Source organism: Paenibacillus terreus (assembly GCF_042138595.1).
In the GTDB taxonomy this organism is placed as follows: domain Bacteria; phylum Bacillota; class Bacilli; order Paenibacillales; family Paenibacillaceae; genus Paenibacillus; species Paenibacillus terreus.
The window spans coordinates 210,840-227,563 of sequence record NZ_JBHIRX010000001.1; the positions used below are offsets into that span (position 1 = coordinate 210,840).

Here is a 16,724-nt window from a genome sequence, read left to right on the forward strand (position 1 = left end):
TGCCATGATCGGTTACCGGCTTGCCTGTCAAGTGCTGATTGTTAGGCTGAGCCTAAATTAATATACCTTTTTTTCACCCTATCAACACCTTCCCATATGACCCAGGCTGCATTATCTTTGACCTCAAAATATTGAGTTACTCCGTGGTTGCTTATAAAAAACCTTTTAACTTCACCATAAGGAAAATAATATGTGGTTGAGTGTGATTCATCTGAAGTAGTGAATTCCTCATGAAATGATATTCTCGGCAATTTGAGAGCTGCGGTTCTCGCTGTTTTTAGGTCTTTACTGTTCAAACTATCGATTACGGCAGGATCAGTGTTGTAGATAGCCACTGATTTCGAAGCATTGTCCCACTTTACTGTAGCTCCAAATGCCTCGCCGATAAAACGAAAAGGCACGTAAGTTACTCCGTCGATAATGCGGGCCGGCGCGCTTAAACTGATCTTATCCTTTCCTTTTGAAGCGACTTTGTTTCCTGCAACCAGAGTTACTTTTTCCTTGGTATTGGCGTTTGTAACCGTGACCGTTTTTGTCTTGTTGTCCCAGGACACCTGTAGATCAGGGAGAAAGTCGATAGTACGGATAGGAACAAAAGCAGTCTGATCAATCACTTTAGCTTCTCCATCATTCCTTAAAAGCCCATTAATATTCAATCCCACAGATGCATTGGCTGCAGCATAAGATGTGCTGCTCCAAATCAGTGGAACAGCTAGGGAAAATGTGGCAAATACGCAGACTATTTTCTTAAACATTTTGCACCATCCTAATTCAAGATTTGAAAAGGGCTTACCTTTCTCTTGAGGGATATAGTCAGGTTCGGCCCCGGCCTGTTCTCGGGTTTACGAAGAAGTCGGGGCGAATCTGCCCATGACCACCGTATTATAAAACCTTCCGTCGGCAAGCAGCTTGTCGTTTTTCAGCACACCTTCGATTTCGAAGCCAAGCTTTTTATACAGTGAGATGGCTTTGTCGTTCGTCTCCAAAACATTGAGGGACATTTTCTTAATGCCCGTGTTATCGGCCCAATTGATCGATGTCTGTAATAAATTTTTACCGATCCCATATCCCCAATACTCCTTCAGCACACAAACCCCGAATTCCACTTTATGTGAAAATCGCCTTAGATCAAAGCCCTCGCATCTGGAAAATCCCACGATCCGGCCTCCAACCTCGGCCACCAGAAACAAGTTGCAAGGCTTCTCTGTGTCTGTTTTGATCAACCGCTCAAATCCCGGAACGTCTATAAAGGCTTCTCCCGGTTCTCTGTCCAGATACTCGGTCTCGCCATCAATCTGCATCCTCAGCGCTGACAGTTGCTGCGCATCCTTATGAATTGCGGATCTTACCGTATAGATGAGACCTTTATGATGTATTTCTTGTTCAACCACTCTGCAGGGCTCCTTTGCACTGAAATTATATTTACTATATTACATTCTCCATTAAAAAGAGAATCGCTAGTGTCGAGGGTCAAATCTGCTTGGGCTCGTTATTAAGCTTTTCCCAGGAAATAAAATCATTATAAGCGGAGCGAAAAATAGGACAGGAATTTATTTCCAAATTTTATACGAAATCATATAGTAGAGTTATAGAGAGAAACAAGCAGTCAGTAATTCTCTCTTTCAAGTTAATGAAAACGTTCACCTATCCCCTGATTTATGAAGGGAGGTGGTTTGCAAAGTATTGGAGTTCCGCTGACAGAGCGGACGGATTCTGTGGATGTTGCTGTTTTGCTCATTCTGATTGATTAGATGAAGGAGGAACTGCATATGAAAGGAAACATCAAGGCTTCCTATACGATCTCAAACGGCAACTTTCGGGTGACAACAGGGGATCATGGAGAAATTACGAACCTGCAGATCGTCGGTGACAGCTTTCCGACCAACTATGTGATGAATGCCGGCAACGCCCCGCAGCAGAACACTTCCGATCACCAATGGCTGGGCGAGCTGATGTTTACGTACCGCTTGAATAATGGAGCTTGGACAACAGCCTGGAGCAGCCGTTCCGCTAATGGACGGACAATAAGTCAGAACGGCAGCACAATCAACGTAACCTATCAAAACTCCAGCAATGCGCAGGGAATTCGCAATTTTAAAGTGGATGAGTCCTATTCTCTGGTCAGCGATTATTTGCGCTGGTCGATTACGGTAACGAATACAAGTGGACAAACACTTGAAATCGGGGACTTCGGTTTGCCGCTGCCATTCAATGAGTATTGGTCAGGGGGCAATAACGAACAAATTTATGAAACCCGGGTTGTTACCCACTCCAATGTGGCCAACAACAGTTCTTTTATTACCGTGCAGCGGCCGAGCGGAATCGGAAACACGCTTCTTATGGTGCCCGACAGCTCCACCGGTGCAGGCTTTGAATATATGGACAACTGGCGGGTCGAAGAGCACCAGGGGAGCACATGGGCTGCGGATCAGGGCGGCTGGTCCGAAGGTTTGACGGTGTTCTATATTCATTCCAACGTGATCAAGAGTACCAATCGCGGCTATTTGCCGAATACGAGCCTCACACTCGCGCCGGGAGAAAGCAAAACGTATGCATTCAAGTTTTTTAAAGCTGCGAATGAGCAGGGAGTAAAAGACAGACTGTACGAGGAAGGCTTGATCGATGTTACCGTCATCCCGGGCATGATCGTGCCGACGGACCAGACCGCCAAGTTCAGCCTGCGCACGAAAAAAACGATCACGTCGGTGACCGCGCAGTACCCATCCCAGACGACGCTCACCCCGATTGGCACCGCTGCAGGAGGCCATAACCTGTATTCACTGCGCTTTAGCCGCCTGGGTGCAAATAACATTACCGTCAACTACGGAAATGGCGAAAAAACCGTGCTGCAATTTTACGCCATCGAGCCGATCGGCAGCGCTTTGCAGCGCCATGCGACGTTTATGGTCGAGAAGCAGCAGTGGAATGTGCCCGGTGATTTGCGCGACAAAGTATTTGATGACTGGATGATGCAGACCCACTCGCGCCGAAATGTTTTTAACGGATATTGGGGCTGGGGGGACGATTGGGGTTATACACACGGTCAATTTTTGGCTGAGAAAAATGTGCAGAAGCCCGTTGCCTCGGAAATCAGGGCTGTGGACCAGTATCTGGAGACGGCAATTTGGACCAATCTCATGAACGGGCATCATTCAGACTACCTTATTCATGACTTTTTAATGCCAGAGCCCAATACAACGCCGACTTACCGGGGATACGCTTATCCGCATGTTTACAACACCTATTTCAGCATGTACAAGATTGCCAAGCTGTACCCGGGCATGGTTAATTATATCCAGCCCCGTACGACGTACCTGCTGCGTGCCTACAATATTTTCAAAGCCCTTTACGAAGGTCCGGTCGCGTACAACTGGAATACCGGGCTGATGGGCGAAATGACGACACCTGACATCATCAAGGCCCTAAGGGATGAGGGGTATACGGCACAGGCCAACGATCTTGCGAGCAAAATGAATACCAAATACAACAACTTCAAAAATACAACGTACCCGTACGGGTCTGAGTACAATTACGACAATACCGGCGAGGAATCCGTCTATACGCTGGCCAAGATGAACAATAATCAGCAGATGATGGAAAAGATCAACACCAAGGTCCGGGCGACGCGCGGGCATATGCCGTTATGGTATTTTTACTCCGTGCCGGTCACCATTACCGGGGAGCCGTGGTGGAACTTCCAGTACACCGTCGCCTTGCAAGGCTACGCGATGGACGATTGGGTGCGCAATTATTCCACGAAGCCGGAGATTGAGCAGCGTCTGACCTATGCCTCCAAGCTTGGCAATCTCAGTGCGATCAACTCCGGGCAGATCAGCTCCGATCCGGCCGATATCGGCGCGGTGGCCTGGACCTACCAGATGACGAAGGGCAATTATGGAGCGCTCGGTCTGGGAGGCGGACCGCTGTTCAACGGCTGGAGGGGAATGTCCGGCGAAGCCGATCTTGGCCTGTGGGGTGCGATCAAAATATTGAGCGCCGACGTGGCGATTGACCCGCTCTTCGGCTTGTACGGCTACGGCTGTGAAGTGACGGAGGATGGGGGCAATTATGTGGTAACACCGAAGGACGGCGTGTTCCAGAGACTGAATCTGATTACGGAAAAGCTGGGCATGTCATTGGAGCGCGACACTTACACCACAGCTACCGTGGCCAAGAACAAAAGCTATGTCCGCTTCTCGCTGGCCAGCGCTACGCCTGGCACCGCTCATACGACTAAAGTGACATTTACCGGATTGCAGCCTGGATCATATAACATCCTGATCAACGGCAATGCAGCCGGTAATCTGACTGCCGTGAGTGGACAACCGGCTGTTGCCGACCTGGGCATCGGGACGGCTGCCGCTTATACTGTCGAACTGCGGCGCGGCTCTTGAAAAACGTGATGGTTGTGCCCCGTAAGGTGTGAAGAAGAAAACATGAGTTAAGCAGCCTCGGTCCCAGATTTTATTGGACCGGGGCTGCTTGTTTCATGAATAATTGCCGAAAAGCCCTGGCTAAAGGCAACTCAGAACATACACTAAAGCATACCAAATAACCAAGGAGGTAATTATTAATGAGCCATGTTAAACATCATTTGCACCATCCTTTTACATCTACGGGTGCAATCCTGGTACTGTTCATTCTGCTTGTAATCATTACAAGAGCATGGTGGATCTGATTCAGTAACCGGTGGGAACATCGGAAAGTCCATGGGAAAAGCCGCCCTTCGATGGCTTGAAGGGCGGCTTTGATTTGTCTGTACATGGTTATTGGTCTGCTTTATCGTGGGAAGAATGCAGTTTAAAACGTGCGACCAGTTGTTGAAGCTGCTCGGCCATCCGGGTCAGATCCGCGGCGGAGCTGCCGATCTCCTCCATGGAAGCAAGCTGCTGCTGGGCCGCAGCGGACACTGTCTCCGAATTACCCGCTGTTTCCTGGGAAAGACGGCCGACCTCTTCCATGGCCTGAACGACAGTGACCGTATTCTGGGCGAGCTCGGCGGCCGCTGCGGCGATGGAATCGATTTGCTTCGCGGACTTGGCGACCGACTTGCGGATGCGGGAGAAGGAGCGTCCGGAAAGATCCACGGCTGTAATGCCTTCGCCGACGCGTTCCTTCGCCGCATCCATCCGGTCAGTGGCGGTTGTCACACCGGATTGGATATCGTGTATCAGCTCGGTAATCTGCTGGGCGGACTGTGCAGACAGCTCGGCCAATTTGCGGACCTCTGTCGCAACAACGCTGAAGCCGCGGCCATGCTCGCCTGCCCGGGCAGCTTCGATGGATGCATTCAGGGACAGCAGGTTTGTTTGCTTGGCAATTTCGGAGATGGTGCTTACGATACTGCCAATGTGTGACGAACGTGTATTCAAATCTTCAATAACGCTGTCCAGCTCCGATACGGTCGTCTGGATGCTGTCCATTTTCATGACAGCCTCCCCGATCGCTTCGCTTCCGGAGTCCGCAAGTGCAATGGAGGATGCGGCAATCTCGGACATCTGCTGCATGGAAGCTGAAATATGATCCACCTCGGCGGACATCACCTGCATGCGATCATCCCCTTCGCGAATCGTTGCCAGCTGTTTCTCTGTGCCAGTGGCAACCTCCTGCATGGCGAGCGTCACATGCTCAATGGCTGAGGTGGTCTGCTCAGCCCCTGCCGCAAGCTGCTGGGAGGAGGAGGACAGGCTGTCGGTCATCTCCTGCACCTGCAGAATCATGGAGCGCAGGTTATCAACCATCACCTGAAAGTGGCGGGACAATTCCCCGATTTCGTCATTTCGGGCGGTAGCCACCTGTACTGTCAAATCTCCCCCGCTGATCTGCTCCGTATTCTGCTGCAGCCGCTTCAAAGGCTTCAACAGTGAATGAATAAGCAGCGTGGCCAGCACGCCAATAACAATGATGGAAGCAATAATAACGATCAGGGTCGTATTGCGGATCGGCTTGACGGCATCCGTGATTTCGGAGCTCATCATGGTTCCCGCCACCTTCCAGCCGGTAAGCTCGTTGGTGGTGAAGGTCATCTGTTTCGTCTGCCCGCCATAGTTGTATGTAAATGTATCCTTGTCCGCGGCAAACATTTTGTCTATATAATCGGCGTTGATGACCTTGCCAAGTTCCTCGGTCGGATGTGTGACATACTGCTTATTCTGATCCATGATGAGGATATATCCGCTCTTTCCCACCTGAATACTTGTCATCTCCTGTAGCTTGGTTAGGTTAAGAGACATGCCGAGCACCCCTTGCCCGTCGGCAATGGTACGGGAGATAAAAACAACCGGAATATTGTCTGAATTCATGGAAACAGCAGAAATCACGGTCTGTCCTGGCTGCGCCGCAGCCTGCTGATACCATGGCCGCTCGCGCGGATCGCTTTTACTGTCAGAGGCATCCTCGCGGGCGCGTACAATGTCCTGATTTTCCGTTCCGATAAAGATGTTCTGCACCTCAGAATGGGTGGCCAGATAAAGCTCCAGCTTGCCGCGCAGGCCGGATGCATCCGGGTCAATGGCATCCTGAGCGCTGAACAGCTGTGCATAATGCTCGATATCGGCCGCCTTGCTTCCGATTTGCTGCGAGACCATTTTATTGGCAATGTCCACGTTTGCGCGCGCGTTATCCAGCAGCTGCTGCTCAAAATTTCGTGCCGAGGAATTGTAGGATAAAGCTCCTACAGCCACAGCCGGGATCAGCATAACGATGATAAAGGTGATCATCAGTTTCTTATGCAGTGTCATTCTCGTTATTGATTTCATACCTATGACCCCTTTTACCTGTTTGTAATAACACAACGTGTTAGTAATATCGGTTTTTGGGCCCCAAATTTGTATATTTTAAACCAACAATTTTGCTGCATTTTGTTAGATTGGACGTTGGTGTTATTTCAATGGGGTTAAGATTCTGTAAACTATGATGGTCTACCTTTTACAAAAGGATCAGGTATACTGGGTAGGAAGGAAAAAAATGTGATAGAATCGGGATCAGCTTTACACAAGATCTCATTTAGCCGATAGGAGGTCATGAGACTTGGGAGAAGGACGCATTTTGGGGATCGCTTATGCGGTCATTCCGGTGGCAGACATTCAGAGATCCGCGGCATGGTTTATCAAGCATTTTGGATTTAACCTCCGCCATGAGCGGCAGGGCTATGCCAGCCTCTTTCGGGGAAATCGGCCCATTCTTGACTTGATAGAAACGGACCATGGAACACGGGCGGTTTTTGAGGCACACGGCAGAAAACGGTGGGTCATTACTTTTTTTACGGATGATATTGTCTCTCTGCATGCTTACCTGCTGTCGGAAGGTGTAAAGGTGGGGAACATTGCGGATGAAGGGAAGTACGGCAAATTTTTTGTGCTGGAAGACCCTGACGGCAATTTGTTCGATGTGTGGGAGCATCATGATTGTGAATTGGTATTCTGAAAAAACGTTCAGAAACGAACAGCTTGGCGGCATGACGCTGGATGCAGCTATGCAAAGATTCGCCTGGCATGTAAGGCATCATACGGCGCAAATTCAAAGCCTGGCGGATCGTCAAGGCTGGTAAGCTTATCCATCATCTATTACACTGTCTAGCATAGCACAGAAAGGAGGTTGGGCTTATGGAATTTTTGACCCGCAGCGGGTTTGAGCGGGCCGCGACATTTATGAAACATAAGGCCAGAAGGCTGGAACGCGCCTTGTTTGAGTATGAATTCGAGTCCGGTTCTTTTCATGCGGTGCTTGAGGAGCTGAAGCGATATCAGAATGAAGACGGCGGGTTCGGACACGGTTTGGAAGCGGATCTCCGCTGCCCGGACTCTTCCGCGCTGGCAACAACACGGGGCCTTGAGATATTGCAGATAGGGGAACCCTCGGAGCTTCGTAGAGACATGATTCTAAGCGCGCTGGATTTTCTGGAAGATACGTATCTGCCGGAGCTCAAGGGCTGGGACATTATTCCGAGGGAAGCGGAGAACTATCCGAGAGCTGTTTGGTGGAATTATGGAGTGTTCAGGGACCATTGGGGTAATCCAAATGCGGATATTATCGCTTTTTTCATGGATTACCGGTCTTTTTTCAAATTTACGAGTCTGAATGAATTGATCGATCATGCTGTTGAGTATCTGCTGAATCAATGCGATTTGTCCGAAATGCACGAGCTGTTCTGTTATCTGCACTTGGCGGAAAGGTTGGACAGTGAGCGGGGAAAGAGGATTGCTGACAAGCTTGAGCTGTTCCTGGATCGATGTGTGGATATCCGTACCGGCGAGCGGACAGGATACACCGCAGCTCCGCTCCAGGTCGTTGACTCTCCTGCCTCTCACTACTATAAAAAGTATGCGGAAGTGATTCCCGCCGAGCTGGACCTGCTTGTTCATAGTCAGGCTGAAGACGGTTCGTGGGAGCCGAACTGGGATTGGCATCAATATGAGAAGGAATGGACGGATGCCAGGAGAGAGTGGCAGGGTGTACTCACACTGCAGGCTCTCAGAACACTGCGGAACTTTAACAGAATCGAATGATACGCTAAAAATCAGGACTGTATTATGGATGTTTTCAGGGCAGCAAGAACTACTGGGAGAGGGTAGACATGCAATTGCGAAGAGTGAAAATTTTGGGTACAGGCAAATATTTGCCCGGCCGGATCGTGACGGATGAAGAGTTGGACGAGCGTCTTGGCGTTCCCCCAGGATGGGTGCATAAAGCGACCGGTGTTGGCGTGCGCCATTTTGCAGCCGAGGGGGAGACAGCGTCGCAGATGGGGGCAAGAGCGGCGGAAGCGGCGCTGGCGGATGCCGGACTTTCTTTCGCGGACATCGACTGTTTGGTGTGCACAAGCGGCACCAAGGAGCAGCCGCTGCCCTCCACCGCGGTATTTATTCAAAAGGCGATGGGCCAGGGGGAGTCGGGTGTGCCGGCTTTTGATATTGACTCGACCTGCCTGAGCTTTTTGGTGGGGCTTGATGTCATGTCATATATGGTGGATGCCGGACGGTACAGAAATGTGCTGCTTGTGGCTACGGAGATTGCCTCGGCCGGCCTGAACTGGAAGGATAAAGAAAGCGCCGCCTTGTTTGGAGACGGGGCTGCGGCAGTTGTGATCGGGCCATCCGGTACGGACGAGAGTTCACAAATTGTACATACGTCCCTGCATACTTATGGCAAAGGAGCGCATTATTCCGAAATTCCCGGCGGCGGGACCAAATATCCTCCGGGTCAGCAGAACATTCCTGTGAAGGACCCGTTTCTGTTTCATATGGACGGTCAGGGTATATTTCGCATGGCGTCCAGGCTGCTGCCGGACTTTATTGCAGGGCTGCTCAAGCAATCCGGTACAGCCATGAAGGATTTCGGTGTCGTCATCCCCCACCAGGGCAGCGCGATGGCGATGCGTTTGCTGCGCAAGAAGCTGGGCATCTCCGAGAGCCAATTTATGAATATTACGCCCAATCACGGCAATACCATCGCCGCTTCCATCCCCATGGGGCTGCATGAAGCGATTCGTCAGCAGCGCATCCGGCGCGGAGAACGCATGCTGCTGATCGGCACCGCAGCCGGTCTGTCATTGGGGGGCATGGTCATTGACTATTAAAAATGGGGTAACGCAGGCACCGCTTAATATTCTGATTACCGGTGGCCGGGCTCCCGCAGCGCTCGAACTGGCCAGACTGCTGCATCATGCCGGACATCGGGTGTACGCGGCCGAGAGTGCGGCCAGCCATTTGTGCAGGGTATCATCAGCGGTGGAAGAAAGCTTCAGGCTGGCGCCTCCGCGCCAGCAGCCGCAGCGCTTCCTGGAGGAGCTGGAGACCCTGATCGTCCGCTTGCGGATTGATCTCCTCATACCGACGTGTGAGGAGATTTTCTATATTGCTCGGGGGCTGGAGAGACTGAGGGGGCATTGCAAAGTTCTGTCGCCGGGCCTCGGACAGCTGAGGCAGCTGCATCATAAGGGTGAGTTTATAGAGCTGGCCCGTCGGCTCGGCTTTAAGGTTCCGCATACGGAGCTGATCACGAGTGCAGAGGAATGGGAGGCGGTAAGAGAGCCGGGCAATTTTTCTTCCGGCAGCAAGGTGTTCAAGCCGGCGTATTCCCGCTTTGCCTCAAGGGTGATCATGCCGAACGAGTTCGGGCGGGATCAAGCGGACAGAAGGCCCGGGTCTGTGCCTGTTCATATTCCAGTTCCGCAGATTACGCCCGCAGCACCATGGGTGGCTCAGGAATTCATACAGGGGAAGGCCTTGTGTACATACAGTGTGGTCCATGACGGCAGAGTGGTGGCGCATGCCGCCTATGAAAGCCGCTATCGTACTGGCAAGATCGGAGCCAGCGTCTATTTCAAGCATGTTGATCACGCGCTTGCCCATGACTGGGTGACCCGGTTTACAGGCAGTCTGCGCTTTTCGGGACAGATCGGCTTTGATTTTATTGAGGCACGGGACGGCACGCTCTATCCGATCGAATGTAATCCGCGCGCTACCAGCGGCATTCATCTTTTTGCCGCAGGCGGCGGGCTGGAGCAGGCTCTTGCCGCTCCGGACAGGCTTGTACGTGCCAAGCGTACCGTAACCCCGCATGATGGCTCCGCTGCGATGATAACGCTGGCCATGCTGGGCTGTGGGCTGCGGGGAAACCGCAGCAGACAGGATTGGGCAGCGTGGCTGGATTCGCTGCGCAGAGCGCGGGATGTCATCTGGCGCAACGATGATCCGCGGCCCTTTCTGGAGCAGGTGCGGATCGTCTGCAGCGCCTGGCGGTTGAGCAGACAGCTGGGCATTACGATGACCGAAGCGCTGACTCAGGATATAGAATGGAACGGTGAGACATGACGACAAAAGCATTGGTTACGGGAGCGACCGGATTTTTGGGCCGCCATGCGGCTCTGCGGCTGGCTCAGATGGGATGGGATGTCAGCGGTATGGGCCGCAGCAGGGAGAGCGGCGCGCAGTTGAACCGAAACGGCATCCGTTTTGTACCGGCGGATATGCGGGACGCAGACAGGGTCATGCAGGCGTGCGAAGGTCAGGATTATGTATTCCACTGCGCTGCCTTGTCTTCTCCCTGGGGAGACTACGAAGAATTTTACGGCAGCAATGTCCTGGCAACACGCCATATTATAGAAGGCTGCCGGAGGCATGATGTAAGGCGGCTCATTCATATTTCAACGCCAAGCATTTATTTCAATTACAGGCCACGCTTCCTGATCCGCGAATCGGAGCCGCTTCCGGCGCGGCCGGCCAACGCTTATGCAGCGACAAAGCTGCTGGCGGAGCGTGAAGTGATGCAGACCTGCCGCGAAGGGCTGCCGGCCTTGATCCTGCGTCCGCGGGCCATATTCGGCCCGCTGGATCGGACGCTGTTCCCCCGGCTGCTGAAGGCGAACGGCAAGCTCGGCGTGCCTTTGCTCGGCGGCGGACAGGCACGGATTGATCTGACCTATGTGGACAATGTGGTGGACGCGATGCTGCTGGGCTGCAGTGCTGCGCCTGCCGCTCTGGGACAGGCTTACAATATCAGCAATGGTGAGCCGCTGCCGTTCCGGGAAGTGGTGGAGAAGCTGTTCGCGCTGCTGGACATTCCGCTGCGCACGCGCAGCATCCCGTACGGGGCCGCTTACGGAATCGCCGGCCTGCTGGAGCTGGCGTACCGTGTGCTGCCGCTGCGCGGAGAGCCGCTCCTGACCAGGTATACGGTCGGATCGGTGGCAATCCCGCATACGCTTGATATTACGCTGGCACGCGAGAAGCTGGGCTACACACCGAGCGTATCCGTATGGGACGGGCTGCAGCGCTTTGCGGACTGGTGGGTGGCACAAGCATGATGACATCCCTTCCTGTGAAACTGCTGCTGTCTGCCGCGGGATATTGTACGCATCCGGAATTCCTGACCCTGCGTGGAGGCTCGCTTCGTCCCGTAACTTTTCCGGCAGGCTTTACCTGCATGCTCCACCCGACGCATGGCCCCGTGCTGTTCGATACAGGGTACAGCGGGCGCTTCTTCACGGAAACAGCCCGCCTCCCGAATGCGCTGTACAGGCATATTACACCGGTCGTGTTCCGTGAGGAGGACAGCGCGGCGAGCCAGCTGCGGGAGGCGGGAATAACGCCGCAGGACGTCCGGTACATCGTGCTGTCCCATTTCCATGCCGATCATGTCGGCGGACTCCGGGATTTCCCGAATGCACGCTTTATATACCTGCAGAAGGCTTATGATGCAGTGAAGCAGCTCGGTCCCCTGCGCCGTGTGCGTGCAGGATTTCTGCCCGGTCTGCTGCCGGACGATTTTGCGGCCCGCTCCCTGCCGGTAGCGGCAGCGTCTGCCGTTCGGCCCTTTGAGCCAGGTTTTCCGTTTCATGAAGCCTATGACCTATTCGGGGACGGCAGCATGCTGGCAGTGGAGCTGTCAGGTCATGCCGCAGGCATGATCGGGTTGTTCGTATCCACCGAGCGTCAGGACTATCTGCTGTGCGCCGATGCCGTGTGGTCGAGCCGCGCCTTCATGGAGAATCGGCCGCCGCATCCAGCCGCCGGTCTCATTATGTCGGACCGCAGGGAGTACAAGCGCAGCTTTGAGCTGCTGCGGCAGCTGCATACGCATTATCCGGCAGTGCGCATCGTGCCAAGCCACTGCCGGGAAGCGCTCGCTGTGTGGGGAACGGGGGAATGGGAATGAAGCTGCATCTGATTTTGTACTATTATTTGCGTGCCCTGAACGCGCGCAAATGGACGGACCGCGCCAGGCTTGAGCGCTGGCAGGAAAAGAGGATCGTCCGTCATGTGGAATCGATCCGGAGAAACTCGCCATTTTACCGGGAACTATGGCAAGGCATTGCTGCTGCGGATTGGCGGAGCTTTCCTGTTATCGACAAGCAGATCATGATGGACCATTTCGACAGCCTGAACACGGTCGGAATCAGCCGGGAGCAGGCGATGGAAGCGGCTCTGCTGGCGGAACAGACCCGTGATTTCAAGCCGTTGGTGAGCGGGGTTACAGTCGGCCTGTCATCCGGCACCTCCGGCAATCGGGGGTTGTTCATCGTCAGCGCGCACGAACAGGCGGCGTGGAGCGGCACAGTGCTGGCCAAGCTGCTGCCGGGAGGTCTGCTGCAGGCGGAAAAGATCGCTTTTTTTCTCCGTGCCAACAGCAATCTGTATGAATCGGTAAAGCGCGGCCGTCTGCAGTTCCAATATTTCGACCTGCTGGAACCTGTTGAGCAGCATGTCCGGCGGCTGGAGGCCTATCGCCCGGGGATTCTGATCGCCCCAGCCTCCATGCTGCGCCTCCTTGCCGAAGAGCAGGCGGCAGGCCGACTGACGGCACAGCCGCGCAAAATCATCTCCGTGGCCGAGGTGCTGGATCCGCTGGACCGCCGCTATATTGAAGAGATTTTCAGGCTGCCGGTGCACCAGGCGTATCAGTGTACGGAAGGGTTTCTTGGCGCCACCTGCGAGCATGGCACACTGCATTTAAATGAAGATATCGTTCATATTGAAAAGGAGTACATCGACCGGGCGAGCCGCCGCTTTGTGCCGATTGTTACGGATTTTTCGAGAACATCGCAACCTGTTGTCCGTTACCGCCTGAACGATATTTTGACAGAGGCGGCTACTCCCTGCCCATGCGGCTCTGCCTTTACGACCATCGAGCGTATCGAAGGACGCTGTGACGATATATTATATCTTCCGCGCGCCGGTAATGGAGACCTGGTGGCCCTTTTTCCGGATTTCGTCACCCGTGCCGTGATCGCGGCCTCACCTGCAATAGAGCATTACCGTGTCGTGCAGACCGGAGCGGAAACTCTTGAAATCTCCTATAAAGGGCGGAACGGGGAACTGCAGGACACTGGGGATGTTCAGGAGCAAATTGCCGTGCAAATCATTCAGCTCTGCCATCACGTCGGCTGTGTTCCGCCGCAAATCAGCTTTGTGTCCTATAATTTCATACCTGGAGCTCTAAAGCTGCGGCGGGTGGAGAGGAGATGGAACCCGTGACTGCGAATGTTAAATGGTATGATGAGACGAATATCGGCAAGCTAATGTGGCCGGACACGGAATATGGCCGATATGCGAAGAAGTATATTTTGCCGTTAATGATAGGGCAGTCCGTATCAAGCTATATTCATAATGTCCGGACCCGGCTGCTCGTTGTAACGGTAGACGGCATTCCGCTGCCGGTTACTGTCAATGACATGGAGTATGACAATTCATACGTCTGTTCCCCATATACTCACTATGTCACGTATGCAGGAGAGGAGCTGGCCAATCTCCGCAGTCGGCCTGCCGAGGTTTTGCTAGGCGGAATGCTGAACATGATTGGCCAGCTTCTGCGCAGAGCGCGATTTAATCGTGTTATACAGGTGAATAACTGGATCCTGTCCACGAATTTGTATCCTGTTCTCACTCCGGGGCAGCTGGAAGCGGTCATTGACGAACTGCAGCAGCATTATCCGCGGCATGCCATTTTATGCCGCTCCCTGAACAGGGCTGCAAGCGGCCGTTTACTGGATGCCATGAAAGAGAAGGGCTGTAAGCTGGTACCCAGCCGCCAGATTTATTTGCTCCATGGAAGGCAGGAACAGGACATGGCATTCGCGGAAGCGGCTGCTCCACATCCGGTTAATGCCAAAGCGAGATGGCTTGTCAAAAGAGACCGGGGACTGATTCGGAAGCAAGGCTACAGCATTTCCGGCCCGTCCGACATGCAGCCTGACGATGCTCCCCGCATCAAGCAGCTTTACGATATGCTGTACATTCACAAGTATTCCGCCTGCAACCCGCAGTTTACGGAGCAGTTTATACAATTGGCTATAGAAACAGGCACGCTGGAGCTGTACGGGCTGCGCAAGAACGGACGGCTGGATGCTGTACTTGGCTTCTTTGCCAGAGAAGGGATCATGACTGCGCCTCTGTTCGGATATGATACAACTCTGCCCCAGAAAACGGGGCTGTACCGGATGCTGTCCGCCGTTCTGATCGGCATCGCGGAGGAAAGGGGGCTGCTGCTGCACGAAAGCTCGGGTGTTGGGCAGTTCAAGCGTAACCGCGGCGCAGTGGCGGAGCTGGAGGTTACGGCTGTGTTTGACAGGCATCTGCCGTTCCTGACCAGGGTCTGCTGGACGATTTTGGAAAAACTGCTGTGGAGCATCGGCGTGCCGATCATCCGGAAATTGAAGCTGTAGTAATCATTCATTCACCGGTTTATTTTTGCATGGAAGGAAGGAGACAGGCATGAAGGAAGATCTCCAAAGCACGCCTGCGCCGGTCGTCTTGATTACAGGTACATCAAGCGGCTTCGGCCTGCTGACGGCAGTCACGATGGCTCGTAAGGGATACCGGGTTGCAGCCGCCATGCGGGATACGGGCAAAAAAGGCGACTTGATGAGCATGGCGCGGCAGATGGGTGTCTCTGACAGGATTCATGTGCTGCCCCTGGATGTGACGGATTCCGAATCCATTGAACAAGCGGTAACTGAAATAATAACCTCATACGGCAGGATCGACGTCCTGGTCAATAATGCCGGCTTTGCGCTGGGCGGTTATGTAGAAGAGCTGCCGATGGAAGACTGGCGTCACCAGATGGAAACGAATTTTTTCGGGCTGGTGGCGGTGACACGGGAAGTGCTGCCTCATATGAGAGTTCGCGGTTCAGGGCTGGTCATTAACGTGGGCAGTGTCAGCGGATTGGCGGGTTTCCCCGGGTATGGCCCTTATGCCGCTTCCAAGTTCGCGGTGGAGGGATTCAGCGAGAGCCTGCGGCATGAAATGGCTCCATTTGGCGTTCGTATCGTGCTCGTGGAGCCGGGCGCTTTTCGCACTCCGATCTGGAATAAGGGACTGGAGCGCATCCGCACTGCCGACACTTCGCCGTATCACGACAGATTGCAAGCGGTGCTCCGTTATTCAAGGAAGGCGGCGGAGACTGCCCCCGACCCGCAGCAGGTTGCGGATCTGGTCGGGCGCATCGTATTTATGCGCTCACCCCGGCTGCGGTATGCAGTCGGCAGGGGATCGGGGCTGCTCATATGGGCCAAAACGCTTTTGCCGTGGAAATGGTTCGAGCGAATAATTGCCTGGGGATTGGGCTAGTCATACCGTCCCGTTTGGCAGAAATCCTCGTAAGCCTGTGTGTTGTTGGTTGTCGGAGAACTGGCGGGAGAGGGCGGGCATCCAAGCCATATCGTTTAAATAATAAGGAGGGAACGTATGCGACTGGAAACGGAAAGACTGCTGATTCGTGATTTTGTACCGGAGGACTGGGAAAGCGTGCATCAATATGCGTGCAACGAGTCGGTGTGCAGGTACACGATGTGGGGGCCGAACACCGAGCAGCAGACCAAGGACTATATAGCTCAGGTCATTGCAGCTCAGACACAGGCTCCCCGCCAAGCCTACGAATTCGCGGTGGTCCTGCGTGAAGAAGGGCGTCTTATCGGCGGATGCGGGATTGGATTAAATGCGCCAAACGGCGAGATCGGGTACTGCTTTCATCCGGGTTACTGGGGCTGCGGTTACGCCACCGAGGCAGCGAAGGCAATGCTTCTGTTATCAATTTCCTCTTTCGTTTTCAACTATTTTCAAGCAGTGTTTTCAAATGTATTGGCAAATCCGTAACCGGGTAGTATATTTAGGAAAGGAGACATCATAATTAGGAAAATATACATAGAATACTTCATACTCCATATTTTTTTAAGGAAAGCACAGGATAGATGGATCATTTGAGGCAAACCCATTGCTCAAGCG

Annotated in this window: 15 protein-coding genes and 1 pseudogene; 13 read left to right on the plus strand and 3 right to left on the minus strand. The window is 53.3% G+C overall.

The genetic code is table 11. From position 1 onward, the window contains the following. Window positions 1-41 precede the first annotated feature (41 nt). A complete protein-coding gene (locus tag ACE5KN_RS00975; RefSeq protein WP_375525086.1) occupies window positions 42-755 on the minus strand; it encodes a copper amine oxidase N-terminal domain-containing protein in 714 nt (237 codons plus the stop codon). Window positions 756-842: 87 nt separating this feature from the next. Continuing rightward, complete coding sequence (locus tag ACE5KN_RS00980; protein WP_375525087.1) at window positions 843-1,391, minus strand: GNAT family N-acetyltransferase; 549 nt, start codon at window positions 1,389-1,391, stop codon at window positions 843-845. Between the two features lie 378 nt (window positions 1,392-1,769). Between ACE5KN_RS00980 and ACE5KN_RS00985 the strand changes: the two are divergent. Beyond that, window positions 1,770-4,382: pseudogene (locus ACE5KN_RS00985) on the plus strand (DUF5695 domain-containing protein); the annotation flags it as partial. Window positions 4,383-4,573: 191 nt separating this feature from the next. Continuing rightward, window positions 4,574-4,678, plus strand: coding sequence for a YjcZ family sporulation protein (locus ACE5KN_RS00990; RefSeq protein ID WP_355320010.1), 105 nt, complete (start codon window positions 4,574-4,576; stop codon window positions 4,676-4,678). Window positions 4,679-4,766: 88 nt separating this feature from the next. On the opposite strand, the gene ACE5KN_RS00995 is transcribed toward ACE5KN_RS00990, so the two are convergent. After that, window positions 4,767-6,758 carry a methyl-accepting chemotaxis protein gene (locus ACE5KN_RS00995; RefSeq protein ID WP_375525088.1) on the minus strand — a complete coding sequence of 664 codons (1,992 nt, stop codon included), beginning with the start codon at window positions 6,756-6,758 and terminating at the stop codon, window positions 4,767-4,769. A gap of 271 nt (window positions 6,759-7,029) precedes the next feature. Between ACE5KN_RS00995 and ACE5KN_RS01000 the strand changes: the two genes are divergently transcribed. The 11 genes from ACE5KN_RS01000 to ACE5KN_RS01050 all read left to right on the plus strand — a co-directional run bounded on the left by ACE5KN_RS01000 (window position 7,030) and on the right by ACE5KN_RS01050 (window position 16,595). Next, a complete protein-coding gene (locus ACE5KN_RS01000; protein ID WP_375525089.1) occupies window positions 7,030-7,425 on the plus strand; it encodes a VOC family protein in 396 nt (131 codons plus the stop codon). Continuing rightward, complete coding sequence (locus ACE5KN_RS01005; RefSeq protein WP_375525090.1) at window positions 7,409-7,549, plus strand: DinB family protein; 141 nt, start codon at window positions 7,409-7,411, stop codon at window positions 7,547-7,549. Before ACE5KN_RS01000 ends, ACE5KN_RS01005 begins: the two co-directional genes overlap by 17 nt. 55 nt (window positions 7,550-7,604) lie before the next feature. After that, a complete protein-coding gene (locus ACE5KN_RS01010; RefSeq protein WP_375525091.1) occupies window positions 7,605-8,507 on the plus strand; it encodes a hypothetical protein in 903 nt (300 codons plus the stop codon). Window positions 8,508-8,575: 68 nt separating this feature from the next. After that, a complete protein-coding gene (locus ACE5KN_RS01015; RefSeq protein WP_375525092.1) occupies window positions 8,576-9,577 on the plus strand; it encodes a beta-ketoacyl-ACP synthase III in 1,002 nt (333 codons plus the stop codon). Further along, window positions 9,567-10,814: an ATP-grasp domain-containing protein gene (locus tag ACE5KN_RS01020; protein WP_375525093.1), complete on the plus strand. Its 1,248-nt coding sequence runs from the start codon at window positions 9,567-9,569 to the stop codon at window positions 10,812-10,814. Before ACE5KN_RS01015 ends, ACE5KN_RS01020 begins: the two co-directional genes overlap by 11 nt. After that, the gene (locus ACE5KN_RS01025; RefSeq protein WP_375525094.1) at window positions 10,811-11,806 is read left to right on the plus strand and encodes an NAD-dependent epimerase/dehydratase family protein; all 996 of its coding nucleotides are present in this window, start codon (window positions 10,811-10,813) and stop codon (window positions 11,804-11,806) included. The genes ACE5KN_RS01020 and ACE5KN_RS01025 overlap by 4 nt, the downstream gene beginning before the upstream one ends. Next, window positions 11,803-12,657 carry an MBL fold metallo-hydrolase gene (locus ACE5KN_RS01030; RefSeq protein ID WP_375525095.1) on the plus strand — a complete coding sequence of 285 codons (855 nt, stop codon included), beginning with the start codon at window positions 11,803-11,805 and terminating at the stop codon, window positions 12,655-12,657. Before ACE5KN_RS01025 ends, ACE5KN_RS01030 begins: the two co-directional genes overlap by 4 nt. Beyond that, entirely contained in the window at window positions 12,654-13,976 is a 1,323-nt protein-coding gene (locus tag ACE5KN_RS01035; protein WP_375525131.1) for a F390 synthetase-related protein, read from the plus strand. The genes ACE5KN_RS01030 and ACE5KN_RS01035 overlap by 4 nt, the downstream gene beginning before the upstream one ends. Further along, the gene (locus ACE5KN_RS01040; RefSeq protein WP_375525096.1) at window positions 13,964-15,163 is read left to right on the plus strand and encodes a GNAT family N-acetyltransferase; all 1,200 of its coding nucleotides are present in this window, start codon (window positions 13,964-13,966) and stop codon (window positions 15,161-15,163) included. Before ACE5KN_RS01035 ends, ACE5KN_RS01040 begins: the two co-directional genes overlap by 13 nt. A 49-nt stretch (window positions 15,164-15,212) precedes the next feature. Beyond that, window positions 15,213-16,070, plus strand: coding sequence for an SDR family oxidoreductase (locus tag ACE5KN_RS01045; RefSeq protein WP_375525097.1), 858 nt, complete (start codon window positions 15,213-15,215; stop codon window positions 16,068-16,070). 117 nt (window positions 16,071-16,187) lie between these two features. Further along, the gene (locus tag ACE5KN_RS01050; protein WP_375525098.1) at window positions 16,188-16,595 is read left to right on the plus strand and encodes a GNAT family N-acetyltransferase; all 408 of its coding nucleotides are present in this window, start codon (window positions 16,188-16,190) and stop codon (window positions 16,593-16,595) included. The last annotated feature ends 129 nt before the right edge of the window (window positions 16,596-16,724 follow it).

Bases quoted from the DNA above. Each gene is read 5' to 3' on its own strand.
- ACE5KN_RS00975 (WP_375525086.1), bottom strand. From the start codon at position 755: ATGTTTAAGAAAATAGTCTGCGTATTTGCCACATTTTCCCTAGCTGTT.
- ACE5KN_RS00990 (WP_355320010.1), top strand. From the start codon at position 4,574: ATGAGCCATGTTAAACATCATTTGCACCATCCTTTTACATCTACGGGT.
- ACE5KN_RS00995 (WP_375525088.1), bottom strand. From the start codon at position 6,758: ATGAAATCAATAACGAGAATGACACTGCATAAGAAACTGATGATCACC.
- ACE5KN_RS01010 (WP_375525091.1), top strand. From the start codon at position 7,605: ATGGAATTTTTGACCCGCAGCGGGTTTGAGCGGGCCGCGACATTTATG.
- ACE5KN_RS01015 (WP_375525092.1), top strand. From the start codon at position 8,576: ATGCAATTGCGAAGAGTGAAAATTTTGGGTACAGGCAAATATTTGCCC.
- ACE5KN_RS01025 (WP_375525094.1), top strand. From the start codon at position 10,811: ATGACGACAAAAGCATTGGTTACGGGAGCGACCGGATTTTTGGGCCGC.
- ACE5KN_RS01030 (WP_375525095.1), top strand. From the start codon at position 11,803: ATGATGACATCCCTTCCTGTGAAACTGCTGCTGTCTGCCGCGGGATAT.
- ACE5KN_RS01035 (WP_375525131.1), top strand. From the start codon at position 12,654: ATGAAGCTGCATCTGATTTTGTACTATTATTTGCGTGCCCTGAACGCG.
- ACE5KN_RS01040 (WP_375525096.1), top strand. From the start codon at position 13,964: ATGGAACCCGTGACTGCGAATGTTAAATGGTATGATGAGACGAATATC.
- ACE5KN_RS01045 (WP_375525097.1), top strand. From the start codon at position 15,213: ATGAAGGAAGATCTCCAAAGCACGCCTGCGCCGGTCGTCTTGATTACA.
- ACE5KN_RS01050 (WP_375525098.1), top strand. From the start codon at position 16,188: ATGCGACTGGAAACGGAAAGACTGCTGATTCGTGATTTTGTACCGGAG.